Origin of the sequence: Streptomyces sp. AC602_WCS936 (assembly GCF_019049125.1) — a bacterium.
In the GTDB taxonomy this organism is placed as follows: domain Bacteria; phylum Actinomycetota; class Actinomycetes; order Streptomycetales; family Streptomycetaceae; genus Streptomyces.
This window is the reverse complement of record NZ_JAGMUF010000021.1, coordinates 94,632-113,875: the sequence shown is the minus strand read 5'-3', so window position 1 is coordinate 113,875 and position 19,244 is coordinate 94,632. Positions and strand designations below refer to the sequence as shown.

The following is a 19,244-nucleotide window of genomic DNA, read 5'->3' as shown; positions in this document are numbered from 1 at the left end:
TCAACTAACGCTCCTGCTGGTGAGTGGGCCGCGGGTAGCTGCCGGTCTGGTTGGTACCGGCCTGACGGCCCTGTGCGATTCCCCGACGGAGATTGGTCAGCCGGCCGCGCACGTCGTCGGGCGCGCGCGAGACCGCCGGACCGTTCTGGTTCGACTGCTGCTGAGCCGTGCCCGGGACGAGGTTGGCCCGGGGCACCCGGCGCGGCAGGCCGGAGGTGGTGATCCCGCCCGCGGCAGGCTGCCGCACGCGCTCGGCCTGCCGGACGAGGTCGTCGTTCGGCGAGCTGCGCCAGGCGGAGGCGGCGGGCCGCTGGGGGGCCGCCGGGGTCTGGGGCTGGGCGGCCTGCGGCTCCGGCGACGCGGCCGGGGCGCTCTGCTGAGCCCGCGCCTCACGGTCGCCGTGGAACCAGTTGGTCTCCAGCGTGTCGAACAGCGGCGTACGTCCGTCACCCGGACCGGAGGCCGGGGGCAGCGCCCAGGCGTCCTCCGGCCGCTGCGCGGCGGTCCCGATCTGGGGCTCCTGGGCGGCGGGACGCTGCTGCGGGACGGGCGGCCGCGGAGCGGCGAAGTCGCTGCCGCCGTGCGTGCCGGTCTCCTGCGGGCGCTCGAACTGGCCGGTGACGGCCGGGTTCTCGCGCTCCGGCAGGCGGTGCTGGCCGGTCGAGCCGTTGTCGTGGCCCTGGCCGGGCTGTCCGCCGAAGACGTCCGGGCGGACGAAGGCGCCGTTCTGCTGCGGGGCCTGCGGCTCGGGCCGCGCGAACCGGTCGCCCGGCTGGGCGTTCGCGCCGTACTGGTCCTGCCCGTACTGGTCCTGGCCGAACGGGTCCTGGCCCGGCTGGGCGAACTGCCCGGTGCTCTGCGGGTCCTCCTGGCGCGGCGCCGGGGCGTCGAAGTCCGGACGCGCGAACTCGGCCGTGGCGCCGGGCCCCTGAGCCTCGCCGAGACGGGGGACCGCCGGCATCTGGGCGGTCGAGCCCGGACCCTGCCGGTCGTCGTAGCGCGGCGTGCGGTCCGTACGGGAGCTGTCCGGCTCCTCGTGGCCGCGCGGGGCGTCCAGCGAGGCGCGCGGCACGGGCGGCTGGGCGTTCTCGTCGCTCCAGCTGGGCGTGCGGGGTTGCGGGTTGCCGCCGGGCAGCTCGGCCCGCGGTCCGCCGCGCGGCGGCAACTGCGGACGACGGCCCTGCTCGGCGTCGCCGTCACCGCCGCCCCGGCGCTTCCCGCGCTGCGCGGGCGAGGGCGCGGAGGGGCCGCGTCCACCGCCGAACATGTCCTGGCCCTGCGAAGCGTTGCCGTGGGGCGCGTTGCCCTGCGGCGCGCTCATGCCCGCGGCCTGCAGGCCCTGCGGAGCACCGGGCGCCTGTCCGGCACCGGCACCGGCGCCCGCGCCGGCCGGGGCCGGACGGTTCTGCTGACCCGGGCCCGCGGGGGACTGGGGTCCGCGCGCGCCGCCCGGCGCACCCGGGCGCCCGCCCGCGTCCCGCCCGGGCAGTGCGGCCCGCGGCCCCTGACCGGCGGCCAGCCGGCCACCGCCCGGAGCACCGGCGCCGAGGGCACCGCCACCACCGAAGGCACCGCCGCCCTGGCCGCCACCGCGCCGGGCCGCCGCGACACCCGCGGCCGCCTGGGCCGCGGCCGGACCGCCGTTGCCGGCGCCCTGACCGGGCTTGGGCTGCGGCTTGCGGCCGCCCTGGGCGACGTCGACGGGCAGCATGACCAGCGCGGTCGTGCCACCGGAGTCCGACGGACGCAGCTGGATGCGGATGCCGTGACGCTGCGAGAGGCGGCCGACCACGAACAGACCCATGCGGCGGGAGACGGAGACGTCCACGGTGGGCGGCGAGGCGAGCCGCTCGTTGATCGCGGCGAGGTCCTCGGGGGAGAGGCCGATGCCGGTGTCGTGGATCTCGATCAGCACCCGACCGTCGGGCAGCGCGTGACCGGTGACTTTGACCTTGGTCTGCGGGGAGGAGAACGAGGTCGCGTTCTCCAGCAGCTCGGCGAGCAGGTGCACGAGGTCGTTGACCACGCGGCCGGCGACCTCGGTGGTCGGCACGGAGGCCAGCTCGATGCGCTCGTACTGCTCCACCTCGGAGGCGGCGGCACGGAGCACGTCGACCAGCGGGACCGGGCGGGTCCAGCGCCGGCCCGGCTCCTCACCGGCGAGGACGAGGAGGTTCTCACCGTTACGGCGCATGCGCGTCGCGAGGTGGTCGAGCTTGAAGAGCGAGGACAGCTGGTCCGGGTCGGCCTCGCGGGACTCCAGTTCGGAGATGAGCGAGAGCTGACGCTGGATGAGGCCCTGGGAACGACGCGAGAGGTTGGTGAACATCGCGTTGACGTTGCCCCGCAGCAGGGCCTGCTCGGCCGCGAGGCGGACCGCCTCGCGGTGCACGTCGTCGAAGGCCGCGGCCACTCGGCCGATCTCGTCCCGGGAGTGCACGCCGACCGACTCCACCGAGGTGTCGACGTCCTGCGGGTCGGTCTCGGAGAGCTGCTTGACCAGCTCGGGCAGCCGGTCCTGGGCGACCTTGGTCGCGGTGTCCTCCAGGCGGCGCAGCGAGCGGATCATGGAGCGGGCCACGACGAAGGCGCCGACCAGCGAGACACCGAGCACCAGCAGGATCACGACACCCGAGATGATCGCCTCGCGCTCGGACTCGCTGCGCAGCTCACGGGCCTGCTGCTCCATGTCCTCCAGCAGCTTCAGCTCGATGTTCTTCATCTGCTGGATCTTGGTGGAGCTGTCGTCCAGCCAGTCCTGGTAGGACCGCTTGTCCAGTCCGCCGAGGGCGCCCTGCTTGGCGAGCGCGCGGCCCGCGTAGGCGTCGGAGGACTCGATCACCGGGTTGCCCTCGGAGATCGGCTTGAGGAGTTCCTCGGCGCCGTCGCCGTAGATGCTCGTGAAGCTGCGGATCTCGGACTTCTGGCTCTGCAGCGCGGACTCGGCGTACAGCCGGTCGTTCTCCGCGAGGTCGGGCTTGCCCGTGTTGCTCGCCGGGAGCGCCGCCGCGAGGACCGCGCGCTGGATGGACGCGTACTCCTTGGCGGAGGAGAAGGCCGCCAGGGTACGCGTGCGCTGGATCATCTCGGGGTTGCTGGTCGCCTCCGCCATGTCCTGCGAGAGGTCGAGCAGGTGGGTGATCAGGCGGTGGTAGGCCTCGACGGTCTGCGTCGAGTTGTCCTCGGCCTCGTAGGCGTTGCTCCGGATCCGCTCCAGGTCGTTCAGGTCTCCGGCGAGACCGACGAGGCTGTCGCGGACGCCGACGAGGTTGCCGTCCTTGCTGGCGGCGTCGATCGCCTCGGAGCTGTCGAGGAAGTTCTTGCGGGCCCGGTCGGTCTTCTCCCGGTCGCCCTTGACGGCGATCGCACCGGACGACGAGTCGTGCGCCAGCGGACCGGCGGACTGGTCGCGCTCCTCCTGGAGGGCGTGGGCCAGTTCGGTGGCCTGCTTGGTCATCTCGGTCAGCAGCTTCATGTTGTCGAGCTGCTGGATGTCCTCGACCGACTGGCTGATGCGCATCGCGCCCAGCGAGGTGGCCGCGACCACGGGAAGCGCGAGCAGCGACACCAGGCGGGTGGAGATCCGCCAGTTGCGCAGGGCTATTCGCGGGCCGGGGCCGGTCGAGCCCTTGGCCGGCTTCGCGGGCGGCTGCTGGCCGGAAGCGGGAGCTGCCGTGCCCTGGCCCGGGCGCCCGGCGCCGTCCCCGCTGTCGCTCGGCCGGTCCTGGCCCGGGTTCTGGGCGTGCTGGGGCGAGGAGCTGACGGCCTTGGGGCCAGTCCCGCCGTGCTGCGGCTCCGGCTCCGCCGAAGCGCTGCCATCCCTCTTGAAACGTCCCTGCACTAGCGTCGCAACCTCTGGACCAGGCACCCGGCCGCGTGAACGGCTGGGCACGGTGTCGGCGTCATAGGGGCGCCCTGAATACGCCCCCGTGGTGGTCGTGAGTGACCGGCGCTGGTTCCCCCTTCTCGCCGCCGCTCGGCGCTGGTGTGCGCCCCCTGTGCGCCGGCTCGATCCCGCAGCGGTCCGTGGAATTCCAGCACAGTGCCGGATCTCCAACAAGGCCCGTGGGTCAGGCCGTGACATAGGTGACACCACGTGAGGGTCGAGTCACCGGTCGTAGAAAATGATCACCACCAAACCGGACGTATGCCCGCGAGTCGTCGATGCGGGGCGGGTGTCCCAGTCGACATGATCAGGAGCGGAATGAGGGCTTCAGGTGGGCAATGTCGGTTTCGTCGGAGTGATGCGACGGTCGGAATTGACCGGTTTGACCCTTGATAAGTGAGCAAACTCACATGCGGATCGTGGGCCCCGGCCGGGGTCGCGGGGAATTGCATGTTTAGCCTGACGCTTTACAGAGAAGGCAAAACCGACAACCCGCGCCCCCGCGGGGCTTCTTGCAGCCCCTCCGGCGCCCGGACACGACAGGGTTCCGTACAACCGTGAAGACGACGATGATGTTCCACAAGATCGCCAACCCGCGACGCACGACGCTGGCGCACCTCGACGGCGCCGGCGAACTGCAGACGCCGGAGCAGCCGGAGCACGCCGTCGAGCTCCCCGCCCAGACCGCCAACCCCCGCCGCACGGTCCTCATGGAGGTCCCGGTCGCGGCCACCGCCGCACAGTAGTACGCCGGCCGGCCACCGCACGTTCAGCGGGCCGCACGGAACACCAGGGCGCCCGCGCCACGACCGCCACCCCGAGGGGAACCGGTAATGCGCGAGGCGCCCCCGCCTTGCCGCGTTAGCCTGGAGCGTCAGACTCCAGCCAGCTCAGCAAGGGGCCAAGCAACCCGTGCGCATCGCCAGGTTCTCCATCGACGGGAACGTCGCCTTCGGCGCGGTCGAGGGCGACCAGCCGGACCAGCTCGTCCTCGACATCATCAAGGGCATCCCGTTCGCGGACTTCGAGCTCTCCGGCACCAAGGTGCCCCTGAGCAAGGTGCGGCTGCTGCCGCCCGTCCTGCCCAACAAGGTCGTCGCCTTCGGCCGCAACTACGCCGAACACGCCCGCGAACTCGGCAACGAGGTCCCGGACGCCCCGTTCGCCTTCTTCAAGCCGTCCACCTCGGTCATCGGCCCCGGCGACGCCATCCAGTACCCCTCCTTCTCCGAGGAACTGCACCACGAGGCCGAGCTCGCCGTCGTCATCGGCCGCATGTGCCGCGAGGTGCCGCGCGAGCGCGTCAAGGACGTGATCTTCGGCTACACCTGCGCCAACGACGTCACCGCCCGCGACGTGCAGCGCCGCGAGAAGCAGTGGGCCAGGGCCAAGGGCTTCGACTCCGCCTGCCCGCTGGGCCCCTGGGTCGAGACCGACCTGGACCCGGCCGACCTGACCATCCAGCTCACGGTCAACGGCGGGCAGCGCCAGCTCGGCCGCACCAGCGAGATGATCCACTCCATCGAGGACCTGGTCGTCAACATCTCCGAGGCCATGACGCTGCTCCCCGGCGACGTGATCCTCACGGGCACCCCGGCTGGGGTCGGCCCCCTCAACGTCGGCGACGAGGTCGCCGTCACCATCGAAGGCATCGGCACTCTCACCAACAAGGTTGTCAAGCGTGGCTAGCGCATCCGCCCCAGCAGTCCGTGTCCGTTTCTGCCCCTCGCCGACCGGTAACCCCCACGTGGGCCTGGTCCGCACCGCCCTGTTCAACTGGGCTTTCGCGCGCCACCACCAGGGCACGCTGGTCTTCCGCATCGAGGACACCGACGCGGCCCGCGACTCCGAGGAGTCGTACGAGCAGCTCCTGGACTCGATGCGCTGGCTGGGCTTCGACTGGGACGAGGGCCCCGAGGTCGGCGGCCCGCACGCGCCGTACCGGCAGTCGCAGCGCATGGACATCTACCAGGACGTCGCCGCCAAGCTCCTCGACGCCGGCCACGCCTACCGCTGCTACTGCTCCCAGGAGGAGCTGGACACCCGCCGCGAGGCCGCCCGCGCCGCCGGAAAGCCCTCCGGCTACGACGGCCACTGCCGCGACCTGAGCGACGCGCAGGTCGAGGAGTACGTGGCGCAGGGCCGCGAGCCCATCGTCCGCTTCCGGATGCCCGACGAGCCGATCACCTTCACGGACCTGGTCCGCGGCGAGATCACCTACCTCCCGGAGAACGTCCCGGACTACGGCATCGTCCGCGCCAACGGCGCCCCCCTCTACACGCTGGTCAACCCGGTCGACGACGCCCTGATGGAGATCACCCACGTCCTGCGCGGCGAGGACCTGCTCTCCTCCACCCCGCGCCAGATCGCGCTGTACAAGGCGCTCACCGAGCTGGGCATCGCCAAGGAGACCCCCGCCTTCGGCCACCTGCCGTACGTCATGGGCGAGGGCAACAAGAAGCTCTCCAAGCGCGACCCGCAGTCGAGCCTCAACCTCTACCGCGAGCGCGGCTTCCTCCCCGAGGGCCTGCTCAACTACCTCTCCCTGCTCGGCTGGTCGCTCTCCGCCGACCAGGACATCTTCACGGTCGAGGAGATGGTCGCGGCCTTCGACGTCTCCGACGTCCAGCCCAACCCGGCCCGCTTCGACCTCAAGAAGTGCGAGGCGATCAACGGCGACCACATCCGCCTGCTGGAGGTCAAGGACTTCACCGAGCGCTGCCGCCCGTGGCTGAAGGCCCCCGTCGCCCCCTGGGCCCCGGAGGACTTCGACGAGACGAAGTGGCAGGCGATCGCGCCGCACGCGCAGACCCGTCTGAAGGTCCTCTCCGAGATCACCGACAACGTCGACTTCCTGTTCCTGCCGGAGCCGGTCTCCGACGAGGCGAGCTGGACGAAGGCGATGAAGGAGGGCTCGGACGCGCTCCTGCGCACGGCCCGGGAGAAGCTGGACGCCGCCGACTGGACGTCCCCGGAGTCCCTGAAGGAGGCCGTCCTGGCCGCCGGCGAGGCCCACGGCCTCAAGCTCGGCAAGGCCCAGGCCCCCGTCCGCGTCGCCGTCACCGGCCGCACGGTCGGCCTGCCCCTCTTCGAGTCCCTGGAGGTCCTGGGCAAGGAGAAGACGCTGGCCCGGATCGACGCGGCGCTGGCACGCCTCGCGGCATAACCGGCAGCACGTGTGAAGGGCGGCGTCCGCACGGGCGCCGCCCTTTCCGTACCCCGCCCGGCTCCCTCCGACCGGCGCCGCGGGCTCGACCCCCGCAGACTGACGGCATGCGCCGAGAGGACATCGACCCACGCTTCTTCGGGGACCGCCTGGCCTACAACCGGGCCGTACTCGTCGAACAGCCCCGGCGCTGGCTCGTGGTCGCCGGTCACGAGGCCCGGGACGACGACGGCGGCATCGCCGCCGTGGGCGACGTCCGCGGCCAGCTCCGGCTGACCTTCCGGCGCCTGGCCGAGACGCTGGACAAGGCCGGGTTCGCCCTGAGCGACCTCGTCCAGATCAGGATCCTCACCGTCGACATCGAGGCGGTGACGGCCCACTACGACGCGGTACTGGACGAGCTGGCCGCCGCCGACTGCCGCCCCGCGAGCCTGCTGGCCGAAGTACGGGCCCTGTCCGACCCGCGGATGCTCGTCGAGATCGAGGGCCTCGCCGCCCAGTAGGGGCCGAGTCCGCCGACTCCGGGGCACCCACCGTCCGTACGCCCTAGGCTGGCGCCATGCCGATCCAAGCCGTGGTCTGGGACGTAGACGACACCCTCTTCGACTACACCACCGCCGACCGCGAGGGCATGCGCGCCCACCTGGTCGCCGAGGGGCTGCTCGCCGGGTACGGGACGGCAGAGGAGGCCCTCGTGCGCTGGCGGGAGATCACCGACCGGCAGTGGGCCAGATTCGCCGCCGGTGAAGTCGACTTCGTCACACAGCGCCGCGACCGCACCCGGGTCTTCCTGGGCCGGCCGGAGCTGACCGACACCGAGGCCGACGACTGGTTCCAGCGCTACGTCACGCACTACGAGGCCGCCTGGTCCCTCTTCCCGGACGTGGTGCCCGTCCTCGACGCCCTCGCCGACAGCCACCGGCACGCGGTGCTCTCCAACTCCAGCCTCACCGTCCAGGACCGCAAGCTGCGCGTCCTCGGCGTCCACGACCGCTTCGAGGCCATCCTGTGCGCCGCCGAGCTGGGCGTCTCCAAGCCCGAGCCCGGCGCCTTCCTCGCCGCCTGCGACGCCCTCTCCCTCGCCCCTCACGAGGTCGCCTACGTCGGCGACCACCCGGAGATCGACGGACGCGGAGCCGCCGACGCCGGGCTGCTGTCGGTGTGGATCGACCGCGGCGGCGCGTACGCGACCCTCGACCCGCCCGCCGGACCACGCCGTATCGCGTCCCTGTCCGAACTCCCGGCGCTCCTCGGTGCCGATACTCGTTTTGGAGCCCCGTCCACCTTCGGGTAATGTTCTTCCTGCGCCGCCGGGGAGCGGGCCGAAAGGCCGGGAACCGGAAGCGCAAAGCTAGAACAAGATCCCCTCAGGGGCTTGCGTTCCAGTGGCCTATGGTGTAATTGGCAGCACGACTGATTCTGGTTCAGTTAGTCTAGGTTCGAGTCCTGGTAGGCCAGCTCGCAGAGCTTATCTGCGCCGCGGATGACATCCGCAAGGCCCCCGTTGTGTAGCGGCCTAGCACGCCGCCCTCTCAAGGCGGTAGCGCCGGTTCGAATCCGGTCGGGGGTACGGTGATCTCTCACGAGGTGATCGCTAGGGCCCCCGTTGTGTAGCGGCCTAGCACGCCGCCCTCTCAAGGCGGTAGCGCCGGTTCGAATCCGGTCGGGGGTACAAACTGGTCTAAACCACATTGGTCTATGGTGTAATTGGCAGCACGACTGATTCTGGTTCAGTTAGTCTAGGTTCGAGTCCTGGTAGACCAGCTCGGATCAGCGGCGGTTCAGCATGAAGCGCTTGCGAGATCCACGCCCCCGTTGTGTAGCGGCCTAGCACGCCGCCCTCTCAAGGCGGTAGCGCCGGTTCGAATCCGGTCGGGGGTACACGAGTCCGAAGGGGCTCCCGCACAGGCGGGAGCCCCTTCGGCGTTCATTCGGTGCCGTACCGCCGCGCCGACTCCTCCTCCTGTGCCAGCCGGTGCAGTGCCCGCAGCACCGGTTGGAAGAGCACCGCCGCCGCGACCGCCATCTCGACCTTCTCCGCCTCCGAGCCGTGGCTCTCCATGAAGTCCAGGTCCTTGCGGGCCACCTCGTGCATCAACTGCCCGTACGGCGCCATCAGTTCCGCGTCCCACGGGTAGTCCAGCCGGCGCAGCGCCGCCACCGCGGTCACCAGCGACCGGTGCACGAGGGAGAGGGAGGACAGCCCCCGGGCGGTCTCCCAGTTCAGCATCTCCAGCAGCCGGTGGCTGCCGGTCCTGCTGGCCATGCCGCGCATGCTGCGCGAACTGGCGAAGGACCCGGACCGCGGACTCCTCGGGCACGTCCTGCTGACGGCCTCGCCGCGGACGTACTACGTGGTCCAGTACTGGGAGTCCAAGGAGAAGCTCTACCGGTACGCCCACTCGCCCGACATGTTCCACCACCGGGCGTGGGCGTTCATCAACCGCAAGGAGCGGGCGCAGAAGGTGCGCGGGCACGTGGGGCTGTGGCACGAGGCGTACGTGGTGCCGGAGGGGTCCTACGAGTCGATCTACGCGGACATGCCGCCCTTCGGGCTCGCGGCGGCACACGGCCAGGTGCCGCTGGAGCGGCGGGGCAGGCGGGCCGAGGACCGGTACGCGCACCGGTCGGGGGCCGAAAGGGCATGAATGCGGGGTGAGTAGGAGGCGTGATGTACGGGAAGGCCCGCCGCGGCGTTGAGGCGGGCCTTCCCGGTCGCGTACGCGGGCCGGGTCAGCCCGTGCGGCGCAGGGCCTCGGAGAGGCGGCCGGCGGCGTCGATGATCGCCTGGGCGTGCATGCGGCCCGGGTGACGGGTGAGGCGCTCGATGGGGCCGGAGACGGAGACGGCGGCCACCACGCGGTTCGAGGGGCCGCGCACGGGCGCGGAGACGGAGGCGACCCCCGGCTCGCGCTCGCCGATCGACTGGGCCCAGCCCCGGCGCCGGACGCCGGACAGCGCCGTCGCCGTGAAGCGGGCGCCCTGCAGACCCCGGTGGAGGCGCTCGGGCTCCTCCCAGGCCATGAGGATCTGCGCCGAGGAACCGGCCTTCATCGTGAGCGTCGAGCCGACCGGGACCGTGTCCCTGAGGCCCGACAGGCGCTCGGCCGCCGCGACGCAGATGCGCATGTCGCCCTGGCGGCGGTAGAGCTGGGCGCTCTCGCCCGTCACGTCACGGAGGTGGGTGAGCACCGGGCCGGCCGTGGCGAGCAGGCGGTCCTCGCCGGCCGCCGCGGCCAGTTCGGCCAGGCGCGGGCCGAGAATGAAACGGCCCTGCATGTCGCGTGCCACCATGCGGTGGTGTTCCAGTGCCACGGCCAGGCGGTGGGCCGTGGGTCGTGCCAGTCCGGTCGCCGCGACCAGTCCCGCGAGGGTGGCCGGGCCGGACTCCAGAGCGCTCAGGACGAGGGCCGCCTTGTCCAGAACGCCGACGCCGCTACTGTTGTCCATGAAACGATACTCCCGTCTCACTCTGTGAAACGCAAGTTCAATTTTCCGTGGAACCCGCCACTCTTGATGGCAGGAAGTCACAGCGGCCCGTGACGAAAGGGCCTGGTGGCGGTTGCCCGGAAACACAGGGGTGCGGGCACCGCTTCCCCAAGATCTCTAGTTGGGCCGTCGCGTTGTCGCCGGCCGGAGGGAAAGCGATGGGTAGGACACTCGCGGAGAAGGTCTGGGACGACCACGTCGTCCGGCGCGCCGAGGGCGAGCCCGACCTCCTCTTCATCGATCTGCACCTGCTGCACGAGGTGACCAGCCCGCAGGCCTTCGACGGCCTCCGCAAGAGCGGCCGCCCCGTGCGCCGGCTCGACCTGACCATCGCCACCGAGGACCACAACACCCCGACCCTCGACATCGACAAGCCCATCGCGGACCCGGTCTCCCGGGCCCAGCTGGAGACGCTGCGCAAGAACTGCGCGGACTTCGGCGTCCGGCTGCACCCGCTGGGCGACGTCGAGCAGGGCGTCGTGCACGTCGTCGGCCCGCAGCTGGGCCTGACCCAGCCCGGCACCACTGTGGTCTGCGGCGACTCGCACACCTCCACGCACGGTGCCTTCGGCGCGCTGGCGTTCGGCATCGGCACCTCCCAGGTCGAGCACGTGCTGGCCACCCAGACGCTGCCCATGGCCCGCCCGAAGACCATGGCGATCACCGTCAACGGGGAACTGCCTGAGGGCGTCACGGCCAAGGACCTGATCCTCGCGATCATCGCGAAGATCGGCACCGGCGGCGGCCAGGGCTACGTCCTGGAGTACCGCGGCGAGGCCATCGAGAAGCTCTCGATGGAGGCCCGCATGACCATCTGCAACATGTCCATCGAGGCCGGTGCCCGCGCGGGCATGATCGCCCCCGACGAGACCACCTTCGCCTACCTCCAGGGCCGCCCGCACGCCCCCGAGGGCGCCGACTGGGACGCGGCCGTCGAGTACTGGAGGACGCTGCGCACCGACGACGACGCCGAGTTCGACGCCGAGGTCGTCATCGAGGCCGCCGAGCTGTCGCCGTTCGTCACCTGGGGCACCAACCCGGGCCAGGGCGCCCCGCTGTCCGCCGCCGTCCCCGACCCGGCTTCGTACGAAGACGCCTCGGAGCGCTTCGCCGCCGAAAAGGCCCTGGAGTACATGGGGTTGGAGGCCGGGCAGCCGCTGCGCTCCATCAAGGTGGACACCGTCTTCGTAGGTTCGTGCACCAACGGCCGCATCGAGGACCTGCGCGCCGCCGCCGAGATCGTCCGGGACCGCAAAGTCGCCGACGGCGTACGCATGCTGGTCGTCCCCGGCTCCGCGCGGGTGGGTCTCCAGGCCGTCTCCGAGGGCCTGGACGTGGTCTTCAAGGAGGCCGGCGCCGAATGGCGGCACGCGGGCTGCTCGATGTGCCTGGGCATGAACCCGGACCAGCTCGCCCCCGGTGAGCGCTCCGCGTCCACCTCCAACCGCAACTTCGAGGGACGGCAGGGCAAGGGCGGCCGCACCCACCTGGTGTCGCCGCAGGTCGCCGCCGCGACGGCGGTCCTGGGCCACCTGGCCTCCCCGGCCGACCTGTCCGCCGCCGACGTCCCCACGCCCGCTGGAGTCTGAGAGCCATGGAAGCATTCACCACCCACACCGGCCGGGCCGTCCCGCTGCGCCGCTCCAACGTCGACACCGACCAGATCATCCCCGCCCACTGGCTCAAGAAGGTGACGCGGGACGGATTCGAGGACGGGCTGTTCGAGGCCTGGCGCAAGGACCCGGAGTTCGTACTCAACCGGCCCGAGCGCGAAGGCGCCACGGTTCTGGTCGCCGGCCCCGACTTCGGCACCGGCTCCTCCCGTGAGCACGCCGTCTGGGCGCTGCAGAACTACGGCTTCAAGGCCGTGATCTCCTCCCGCTTCGCCGACATCTTCCGCGGCAACTCGCTGAAGAACGGGCTGCTCACCGTGGTCCTCGACCAGAAGGTCGTGGACGCGCTGTGGGAGCTGACGGAGAACGACCCGCAGGCCGAGGTCACGGTCGACCTTCAGGCCCGTGAGGTCCGCGCGGAGGGCGTCACCGCCTCCTTCGAGCTGGACGAGAACTCCCGCTGGCGGCTGCTGAACGGGCTGGACGACATCTCGATCACCCTCCAGAACGAGGCGGACATCGCCGCGTACGAGGCGAAGCGCCCGTCGTTCAAGCCGCAGACCCTCCAGGTCTGACACCGGGGGCCTTCTCAAGGCCCCCGGCAAGGTCGAGTTTCGGCCACCCAACACCCCGGCTGTACCCCCGATCGGCCCGATCGGGGGTACAGCCTTTTCTGCGTTCGCGCGCGTGTGCGTGTCACGGCTGGGTCTGTCAACTTCCCACGTTAGAGGCGTGGTTGCAGGGGTACGCGGCTCCTGGAGGCGCGGTTTCCGGATGTGGCCGGACGGCCGTCCGAGGCGGCAGTTGCCCCCTGCGCAGGCGACAACTCGCCCCAGATGGCACAATCTGTGCATGGAACACGACGGCCAACTCCAGCTCTATGCGGCGGTCGCGTCCCGGCTCAAGGAAGCGCACACAAGAGTGCGCGCACTGCAAGTCCCGGAGGGCGTACGGATGGCGCTGACCCGGAAGCTGCTGGTCATTACGGCCGCGGCCAAACACGATCTCGCCGGTGCGGAACGGCGCCTGGAGCGGTTCATCGCGGACCTCGACGAGGGTCGGTTTCCCGAAGAGGACGGCTGAACAGGCCAGGGCGGCCCGAGTCCGTTGCGGCACAAGGGTGATTAGCCCGTTTCGTGTTTGATTTGCGGTATATATCTGCCTAACGTGCGAAAAAGCTTGAACAGATTCGTTCTGGCGATGTCTCCGAAGGGGAAGACGTGAACAAGGCGCAGCTCGTAGAAGCGATTGCCGACAAGGTCGGCGGTCGGCAGCAGGCCGCCGACGCTGTCGACGCGGTCCTGGACGCCCTCGTCCGCGCAGTGGTCGCGGGCGACCGGGTCTCGGTCACCGGCTTCGGTTCCTTCGAGAAGGTCGACCGCCCGGCCCGTTACGCCCGCAACCCGCAGACGGGTGAGCGGGTGCGGGTCAAGAAGACGTCCGTGCCGCGTTTCCGCGCGGGTCAGGGCTTCAAGGACCTGGTGAGCGGCTCGAAGAAGCTTCCGAAGAACGACATCGCGGTCAAGAAGGCCCCCAAGGGCAGCCTGTCCGGTCCGCCGCCCACCATCTCCAAGGCCGCGGGCAAGAAGGCCGCCGCCAAGAAGGCCACGGGCGCCGCGAAGAAGACCACGGGCGCGGCCAAGAAGACGACCTCGGCGGCGAAGAAGACGACCGCGAAGAAGACCACCGGGGCGGCGAAGACGGCGACGGCGAAGAAGGCCCCCGCCAAGAAGTCCACCGCCAAGACCACCGCGGCGGCGAAGAAGACCACGGCCAAGAAGGCCCCCGCCACCAAGAAGGCGACGGCGAAGAAGGCTCCGGCCAAGAAGTCGACCGCCCGCAAGACCACCGCCAAGAAGGCCACCGCCCGCAAGAAGTAGCGGCACGCGGCAGGTCGCACGGGCACTCACGCGCCGGGCCGGACTCCCTCTCGGAGTCCGGCCCGCGGCGTGTGCGGCGCCCGGCCGGGAGAAGGGGGCCTGCGGCGCCGCCCGGCCGGTCAGGAAGGCTTGCGGCGCCCGGCCGGAAGAGCTTGCGTGCCCGGCGGCCGGTCGGAAAGGCCAGTGGTGCCCGGTCGTCATCGAGTCCGGTCCACAGGCCGTGAGCACGTCTGCCGCGCCGGTGGGCGGAGAGAGGTCTGCCACGGCGCCCGGCCGGTCAGCACGGCTTGCGGCGCCCGGCCGCCATCACGTCTGCCACGCCCGGTGCCGGAACTCTCCGGCGTCCGGCGTCGGAAACGCTGCCACGTCCGGCGTCGGAAATGCTGCCGCGCCCGGCGTCGGAAATGCTGCCGCGCCCGGCGTCGGAAATGCTGCCACGCCCGGCGTCGGAAACGCTGCCACGTCCGGCGTCGGAACTGTGCCGCGTCCGGCCGCCAGGGCCCCCGCGCGTCCGGTCAGAAGGTCTGCAACGTCACCAGCGTGATCCTGCGCTCCGCGCCCGAGCCCTCGGTCTCGATCCGCACCCGCTGACCGGGCCGCAGCAGCCGCAGGCCCCCCGCGTCGAACGCCGCCGCGTCGAAGGGCACCGGTGTGCCGTCGTCGAGCAGCACCTGCCCGCTGCGCTCTTCCGGGTCGTACGTGTAAGCGGTCGCCTGCATGCCGGCAGCCTACTGCCCGGCGATCAGCAGCCGCGCGGCCACCGCGGCCGTACGGGGCCCCACTCCCAGCGCCAGCGCGGCGCGCAGATCACCGCCGGTGTCGACGTCCTGCCGTACGGAATCCACCTCGCGGAGCCGCAGTTCCACCGCGCCGGACGCGCGGTGCCGGGACCTGGAATCCGACCCGAAAGCCGGAGTCAATTCACGGCCCGGCGCCGCGGCCAGCAGGGTCGTGCCGATTCCGGCCGCGTCGGCGAGAAATGCACGCGGGAATTCGGAAGCCGCCGCCAGGACTCGCGCCAATTCGGCCGGCCGCAGTGCGGGGAGATCGGCGTTGAGCGCGGCCACCGGGCGTGCGGGACGCCTCGCCCGCACCACGGCCGCCCCGTGCGCCAGGGCGGCGTTCAGACCGCCGCCCGGCTCGTCCGGAACGACCCCGGCGCCCAGTTTCGCCAGCTCCCGCCCCGCCCGGGCGTCGTCCGTGACGACTGCCACATCCGCCACCTCCGGGCAGGCCAGCGCGGCTGTCACGGTGTCCTGTGCGAACGCCAGCGCGAGGCCCGGCCGCACCCCGTCGTGCGCGGTGTCCGACAGCCTGCTCTTGGCCCGGGCAAGGGGCTTCACGGGTACGACCAAGGTCCACTGCACGAGCGTTCCGTCCTTCTCTCGTCGCCGCCATTGTCACCTGGGAGATCCGCCGGTTCACTCTCCGGGGCGTACGGTGTTCTCGACAGACGGGCGGCCCGGGGCGACACTTGTCCGGCCCCAGGCCCTGGAGGAAAGGTGTCAGCGTGCCCCGCCGCAGAATCGGCTTCTGGTACCGCCTGGCCGCGGTGATCTGCAAACCGCCGCTCGTGGTTCTGATCAAGCGGGACTGGCGGGGAATGGAGAACATTCCGGCCGACGGTGGATTTATCACCGCTGTGAACCACAATTCGCACGTCGACCCCTTCGCGTACGCGCACTACCAGTACAACACCGGGCGCGTCCCGCGATTCCTGGCGAAGAGCGGTCTTTTCAAGAAAGGATTCGTCGGTGCCGCGATGCGGGGCACCGGACAGATCCCCGTCTACCGCGAGAGCACGGACGCGCTCAGCGCCTTCCGGGCCGCGATCGACGCCGTGGAACGCGGCGAGTGCGTCGCCTTCTACCCCGAGGGCACCCTCACCCGCGACCCGGACGGCTGGCCGATGACCGCCAAGACCGGTGCCGCGCGCGTCGCCCTGCAGACCAAGTGCCCGGTGATCCCGGTCGCCCAATGGGGCTGCAACGAACTGCTGCCGCCCTACGCCAAGAAGCCCCACCTCCTGCCGCGCAAGACCCACCAGGTGCTGGCGGGCCCACCGGTCGACCTGGCGCGGTTCTACGACAAGGAGATGACCGCGGAGCTGCTGAAGGAGGCCACCGAGGTCATCATGGCCGCCGTCACCCGCCAGCTGGAGGAGATCCGCGGCGAGAAGGCGCCCGAGACGCCCTACGACCCGCGGCGTGAGCGGATCGAGCAGCGGCGCCGCACGCAGGCCCAGAACCGGCAGAACGAGCACACGCAGAACGAGCACACGCACAACGAGCAGCCGCAGCAGGCGGAAGGGCAGAGCACGTGAGCGAGCCCGTCAAGGCGGCCGTCTTCGGCACCGGGTCGTGGGGCACGGCCTTCGGCATGGTCCTCGCCGACGCCGGCTGCGACGTCACCCTGTGGGGGCGCCGCGCCGAACTCGCCGACGCCGTCAACTCGGACCGGACCAACCCGGACTACCTGCCAGGCGTGGAACTCCCCGCGAACCTGCGCGCCACCACCGACGCCGCAGAGGCCGCGAGGGGCGCCGACTTCACCGTCCTCGCGATCCCCTCCCAGACCCTGCGCGCGGGACTCGCCGACTGGACGCCGCTGCTGGCGCCCGGCACGGTCCTGGTGTCGCTGATGAAGGGCGTCGAACTCGGCTCCGCGATGCGGATGAGCGAGGTCATCGAGGACGTCGCCAAGGTCGGCCCCGAGCGCGTCGCCGTGGTCACCGGCCCCAACCTGGCCCGGGAGATCGCCGCCCGCATGCCCGCCGCCGCCGTGGTCGCCTGCCCCGACGAGTCGGTCGCCCAGCGCCTCCAGGCCGCCTGCCACACGCCGTACTTCCGCCCGTACACCAACACCGACGTCGTCGGCTGCGAGCTGGGCGGCGCGGTGAAGAACGTGATCGGGCTCGCCGTCGGCATCGCGGACGGCATGGGCCTCGGCGACAACGCCAAGGGCTCCCTCATCACCCGCGGCCTCGCCGAGACCACGCGGCTCGGAGTCGCCCTCGGCGCCGACCCGCTGACCTTCTCCGGACTGGCCGGACTCGGCGACCTGGTGGCGACCTGCTCCTCACCGCTGTCCCGCAACCACACCTTCGGCACCAACCTCGGCAAGGGCATGACCCTCCAGGAGACCATCGCGGTCACCAAGCAGACCGCCGAGGGCGTCAAGTCCTGCGAGTCCGTGCTGGATCTGGCCCGCAGGCACGGCGTCGACATGCCGATCACCGAGACGGTCGTCGCGATCGTCCACGAGGGCAAGGCCCCGGTGGTGGCGGTCAAGGAGCTGATGTCGCGCAGCGCGAAGCCGGAACGACGCTGAGCGACGCTGAGCGACGCCTCGACCGGAACCCGCCCGGCACCCGGGTCGCGCCCGCGCCACGCGGCCCCGCCGACGCTGTCTCGCGGCACCTCGGGCGGGTACTCTCAACCCGATATGAGCACCGAGAACCTCCCCCAGAGCCCCGAGCAGAGTCCGGAGCAGCCCCCTCGCAAGCCGCGCGTGGCCGTCGTGTTCGGCGGACGCAGCTCCGAACACGGGATCTCCGTGGTCACCGCCGGCGCCGTCCTCGCGGCCATCGACCGGACGAAGTACGACGTCCTGCCGATCGGCATCACCCGGGACGGCCGGTGGGCCCTGACCGCCGACGAACCGGAACGCATGGCGATCACCGACCGCCGTACGCCCGACGTCGACGAACTGGCCGAGTCGACCGAGGGCGCCGTGGTGCTCCCCGTCGACCCCGCCAGCCGCGAGGTCGTCTACAGCGAACCCGGCTCGGTGCCCAAGGCCCTGGGCGAGGTCGACGTCGTTTTCCCCGTGCTGCACGGCCCCTACGGCGAGGACGGCACCCTCCAGGGCCTGCTGGAGCTGTCCGGCGTGCCCTACGTCGGCTCGGGCGTGCTCGCCTCGGCCGTCGGCCAGGACAAGGAGTACATGAAGGCGGTGTTCACCTCCTACGGGCTGAAGGTCGGCCCGTACGCGGTGATCCGCCCCCGCGAGTGGGAGCAGGACCGTTCCGCCGCCCGCAAGAAGGTCGTCGACTTCGCCGGCGAACACGGCTGGCCGCTGTTCGTGAAGCCCGCGCGGGCCGGTTCCTCGATCGGTATCACCAAGGTCGACGACCTCTCCGGCCTCGACGAGGCGATCGAGGAGGCCCGCCGCCACGACCCGAAGATCCTCGTCGAGGCGGCGCTGCGCGGCCGGGAGATCGAGTGCGGGGTGCTGGAGTTCGAGGACGGCCCCCGGGCCTCCGTCCCCGCCGAGATCCCGCCGCCCTCCGAGCACGCGTACTACGACTTCGAGGCCAAGTACATCGACTCCACGCCCGGCGTCGTCCCCGCCCCGCTCACGGACGAGGAGACCGCCGAGGTCCGGCGGCTCGCGGTCGCGGCGTTCGACGCGGCCTCCTGCGAAGGGCTGGTCCGCGCGGACTTCTTCCTCACCGAGGACGACGAGTTCGTGATCAACGAGATCAACACCATGCCGGGCTTCACGCCGATCTCCATGTACCCGCAGATGTGGCAGGCGGCCGGAGTGAGCTACCCGGAACTGGTGGACCGGCTGGTCCAGGCGGCGCTGCGGCGCTCCACCGGACTGCGCTGACGTCTCCCGCCCGCGCACGGACGAGAAGGCGGCCCCCTCGGGGGTCGCCTTCTCGCAGTATGATCAGCGGGTTTCCCAGCCCGCTGCCCGTGTGTTGTCCGCGTTGTGCCACAGCTTGGTGACCAACGCGGCCGGGCCTGCGGCCGGGGGAACCGCCGCCGACCCGCTGTCGTCTGCTGAGGAGCAGCCTGCGGCGGCGATCACCGGTGGGAGAGCGAGCGAGCGGGCGGAAGGGGGCTAGAGATGCACGACCGGACAGGTCAGAGTACGAGTGATGCCGTCCACCTGCTGGACTTTGGCCACCACCATGCGACCCAGCTCGTCGACGGTGTCGGACTGGGCGCGGACGATGACGTCGTAGGGTCCTGTCACGTCCTCGGCCTGGATCACTCCGGGGATCTTGCTGATCGTCTCGGCGACGGTCGACGCCTTGCCGACCTCCGTCTGGATCAGGATGTACGCCTGTACCACGAAACCTCCAGAGCGGCCACGAGGATCATGTGGGGAAAAGGAACGCCACGGTATCGCGTCGCCGCTCCTCGCGGGGAGACCCGCGGAGCACGGGCCGTTCGCGCCGTGGTGCCGCGATGACACGA

At 71.2% G+C, this 19,244-nt stretch carries 17 protein-coding genes, 5 tRNA genes and 2 pseudogenes; 18 read left to right on the top strand and 6 right to left on the bottom strand.

Annotation, left to right across the window (positions count from 1 at the left end):
• Positions 1 to 4 precede the first annotated feature (4 nt).
• Positions 5 to 3,841 carry a nitrate- and nitrite sensing domain-containing protein gene (locus tag KUM03_RS10520; RefSeq protein ID WP_217246762.1) on the bottom strand — a complete coding sequence of 1,279 codons (3,837 nt, stop codon included), beginning with the start codon at positions 3,839 to 3,841 and terminating at the stop codon, positions 5 to 7.
• A 602-nt stretch (positions 3,842 to 4,443) separates the two neighbouring features.
• Between KUM03_RS10520 and KUM03_RS10515 the strand changes: the two genes are divergently transcribed.
• The 10 genes from KUM03_RS10515 to KUM03_RS10470 all read left to right on the top strand — a co-directional run bounded on the left by KUM03_RS10515 (position 4,444) and on the right by KUM03_RS10470 (position 8,933).
• Positions 4,444 to 4,632: a hypothetical protein gene (locus KUM03_RS10515; protein ID WP_198941511.1), complete on the top strand. Its 189-nt coding sequence runs from the start codon at positions 4,444 to 4,446 to the stop codon at positions 4,630 to 4,632.
• Positions 4,633 to 4,798: 166 nt separating this feature from the next.
• Positions 4,799 to 5,575, top strand: a complete 777-nt coding sequence (locus KUM03_RS10510) for a fumarylacetoacetate hydrolase family protein (RefSeq protein WP_073731622.1) — start codon at positions 4,799 to 4,801, stop codon at positions 5,573 to 5,575.
• Positions 5,568 to 7,052: a glutamate--tRNA ligase gene (gene gltX / locus KUM03_RS10505; RefSeq protein WP_217246761.1), complete on the top strand. Its 1,485-nt coding sequence runs from the start codon at positions 5,568 to 5,570 to the stop codon at positions 7,050 to 7,052. Before KUM03_RS10510 ends, gltX begins: the two co-directional genes overlap by 8 nt.
• 107 nt (positions 7,053 to 7,159) lie before the next feature.
• A complete protein-coding gene (locus tag KUM03_RS10500) occupies positions 7,160 to 7,555 on the top strand; it encodes a RidA family protein (protein ID WP_217246760.1) in 396 nt (131 codons plus the stop codon).
• Between the two features lie 56 nt (positions 7,556 to 7,611).
• Positions 7,612 to 8,346 (top strand): HAD family hydrolase, encoded by a 735-nt coding sequence (locus KUM03_RS10495; protein ID WP_217246759.1) that lies wholly within the window; start codon positions 7,612 to 7,614, stop codon positions 8,344 to 8,346.
• Between the two features lie 92 nt (positions 8,347 to 8,438).
• A tRNA-Gln gene (locus KUM03_RS10490) sits at positions 8,439 to 8,510 on the top strand.
• A gap of 39 nt (positions 8,511 to 8,549) precedes the next feature.
• Positions 8,550 to 8,622 (top strand) — tRNA-Glu (locus KUM03_RS10485).
• A 29-nt stretch (positions 8,623 to 8,651) separates the two neighbouring features.
• Positions 8,652 to 8,724: transfer RNA gene (locus KUM03_RS10480), tRNA-Glu, on the top strand.
• 20 nt (positions 8,725 to 8,744) lie between these two features.
• Positions 8,745 to 8,816 (top strand) — tRNA-Gln (locus tag KUM03_RS10475).
• 44 nt (positions 8,817 to 8,860) lie between these two features.
• Positions 8,861 to 8,933 (top strand) — tRNA-Glu (locus tag KUM03_RS10470).
• A 46-nt stretch (positions 8,934 to 8,979) separates the two neighbouring features.
• Here the strand turns inward: KUM03_RS10470 and KUM03_RS10465 are convergent.
• A pseudogene (locus KUM03_RS10465) lies at positions 8,980 to 9,315 on the bottom strand (transcriptional regulator); the annotation flags it as partial.
• On the opposite strand from KUM03_RS10465, the pseudogene KUM03_RS10460 reads away from it, so the two are divergent.
• Positions 9,296 to 9,700, top strand: a pseudogene (locus KUM03_RS10460) (DUF4188 domain-containing protein); the annotation flags it as partial. The pseudogenes KUM03_RS10465 and KUM03_RS10460 sit on opposite strands and share 20 nt — an antisense overlap.
• An 85-nt stretch (positions 9,701 to 9,785) precedes the next feature.
• On the opposite strand, the gene ndgR reads toward KUM03_RS10460, so the two are convergent.
• A complete protein-coding gene (ndgR, locus tag KUM03_RS10455; protein WP_053137572.1) occupies positions 9,786 to 10,502 on the bottom strand; it encodes an IclR family transcriptional regulator NdgR in 717 nt (238 codons plus the stop codon).
• A 197-nt stretch (positions 10,503 to 10,699) separates the two neighbouring features.
• Between ndgR and leuC the strand changes: the two genes are divergently transcribed.
• From leuC to KUM03_RS10435, 4 genes are all read left to right on the top strand, one after another.
• Positions 10,700 to 12,130 (top strand): 3-isopropylmalate dehydratase large subunit, encoded by a 1,431-nt coding sequence (gene leuC, locus KUM03_RS10450; protein ID WP_217246758.1) that lies wholly within the window; start codon positions 10,700 to 10,702, stop codon positions 12,128 to 12,130.
• 5 nt (positions 12,131 to 12,135) lie between these two features.
• Positions 12,136 to 12,729 carry a 3-isopropylmalate dehydratase small subunit gene (gene leuD, locus KUM03_RS10445; protein WP_217246757.1) on the top strand — a complete coding sequence of 198 codons (594 nt, stop codon included), beginning with the start codon at positions 12,136 to 12,138 and terminating at the stop codon, positions 12,727 to 12,729.
• Positions 12,730 to 13,006: 277 nt separating this feature from the next.
• On the top strand, positions 13,007 to 13,237 hold the full coding sequence (locus KUM03_RS10440) for a hypothetical protein (RefSeq protein ID WP_217246756.1): 231 nt from the start codon (positions 13,007 to 13,009) through the stop codon (positions 13,235 to 13,237).
• Positions 13,238 to 13,374: 137 nt separating this feature from the next.
• On the top strand, positions 13,375 to 14,034 hold the full coding sequence (locus KUM03_RS10435) for an HU family DNA-binding protein (protein ID WP_217246755.1): 660 nt from the start codon (positions 13,375 to 13,377) through the stop codon (positions 14,032 to 14,034).
• Positions 14,035 to 14,549: 515 nt separating this feature from the next.
• On the opposite strand, the gene KUM03_RS10430 is transcribed toward KUM03_RS10435, so the two are convergent.
• Entirely contained in the window at positions 14,550 to 14,753 is a 204-nt protein-coding gene (locus KUM03_RS10430) for a hypothetical protein (protein ID WP_217246754.1), read from the bottom strand.
• Positions 14,754 to 14,762: 9 nt separating this feature from the next.
• On the bottom strand, positions 14,763 to 15,401 hold the full coding sequence (gene cofC / locus KUM03_RS10425) for a 2-phospho-L-lactate guanylyltransferase (RefSeq protein WP_217246753.1): 639 nt from the start codon (positions 15,399 to 15,401) through the stop codon (positions 14,763 to 14,765).
• A gap of 143 nt (positions 15,402 to 15,544) precedes the next feature.
• Between cofC and KUM03_RS10420 the strand changes: the two genes are divergently transcribed.
• From KUM03_RS10420 to KUM03_RS10410, 3 genes are all read left to right on the top strand, one after another.
• Entirely contained in the window at positions 15,545 to 16,357 is an 813-nt protein-coding gene (locus KUM03_RS10420; protein WP_217246752.1) for a 1-acyl-sn-glycerol-3-phosphate acyltransferase, read from the top strand.
• A complete protein-coding gene (locus KUM03_RS10415) occupies positions 16,354 to 17,364 on the top strand; it encodes an NAD(P)H-dependent glycerol-3-phosphate dehydrogenase (protein ID WP_217246751.1) in 1,011 nt (336 codons plus the stop codon). The genes KUM03_RS10420 and KUM03_RS10415 overlap by 4 nt, the downstream gene beginning before the upstream one ends.
• 114 nt (positions 17,365 to 17,478) lie before the next feature.
• A complete protein-coding gene (locus KUM03_RS10410; protein WP_217246750.1) occupies positions 17,479 to 18,648 on the top strand; it encodes a D-alanine--D-alanine ligase family protein in 1,170 nt (389 codons plus the stop codon).
• A gap of 237 nt (positions 18,649 to 18,885) precedes the next feature.
• Here the strand turns inward: KUM03_RS10410 and KUM03_RS10405 are convergent, their stop codons facing one another.
• Positions 18,886 to 19,119 carry an Lrp/AsnC family transcriptional regulator gene (locus KUM03_RS10405; RefSeq protein ID WP_019328745.1) on the bottom strand — a complete coding sequence of 78 codons (234 nt, stop codon included), beginning with the start codon at positions 19,117 to 19,119 and terminating at the stop codon, positions 18,886 to 18,888.
• Positions 19,120 to 19,244: the final 125 nt, after the last annotated feature.

Coding starts and splice junctions, on each gene's coding strand:
- leuD (WP_217246757.1), top strand. CDS start 12,136: ATGGAAGCATTCACCACCCACACCGGCCGGGCCGTCCCGCTGCGCCGC.
- KUM03_RS10440 (WP_217246756.1), top strand. CDS start 13,007: ATGGAACACGACGGCCAACTCCAGCTCTATGCGGCGGTCGCGTCCCGG.
- KUM03_RS10495 (WP_217246759.1), top strand. CDS start 7,612: ATGCCGATCCAAGCCGTGGTCTGGGACGTAGACGACACCCTCTTCGAC.
- KUM03_RS10410 (WP_217246750.1), top strand. CDS start 17,479: ATGAGCACCGAGAACCTCCCCCAGAGCCCCGAGCAGAGTCCGGAGCAG.
- KUM03_RS10500 (WP_217246760.1), top strand. CDS start 7,160: ATGCGCCGAGAGGACATCGACCCACGCTTCTTCGGGGACCGCCTGGCC.
- ndgR (WP_053137572.1), bottom strand. CDS start 10,502: ATGGACAACAGTAGCGGCGTCGGCGTTCTGGACAAGGCGGCCCTCGTC.
- KUM03_RS10430 (WP_217246754.1), bottom strand. CDS start 14,753: ATGCAGGCGACCGCTTACACGTACGACCCGGAAGAGCGCAGCGGGCAG.
- leuC (WP_217246758.1), top strand. CDS start 10,700: ATGGGTAGGACACTCGCGGAGAAGGTCTGGGACGACCACGTCGTCCGG.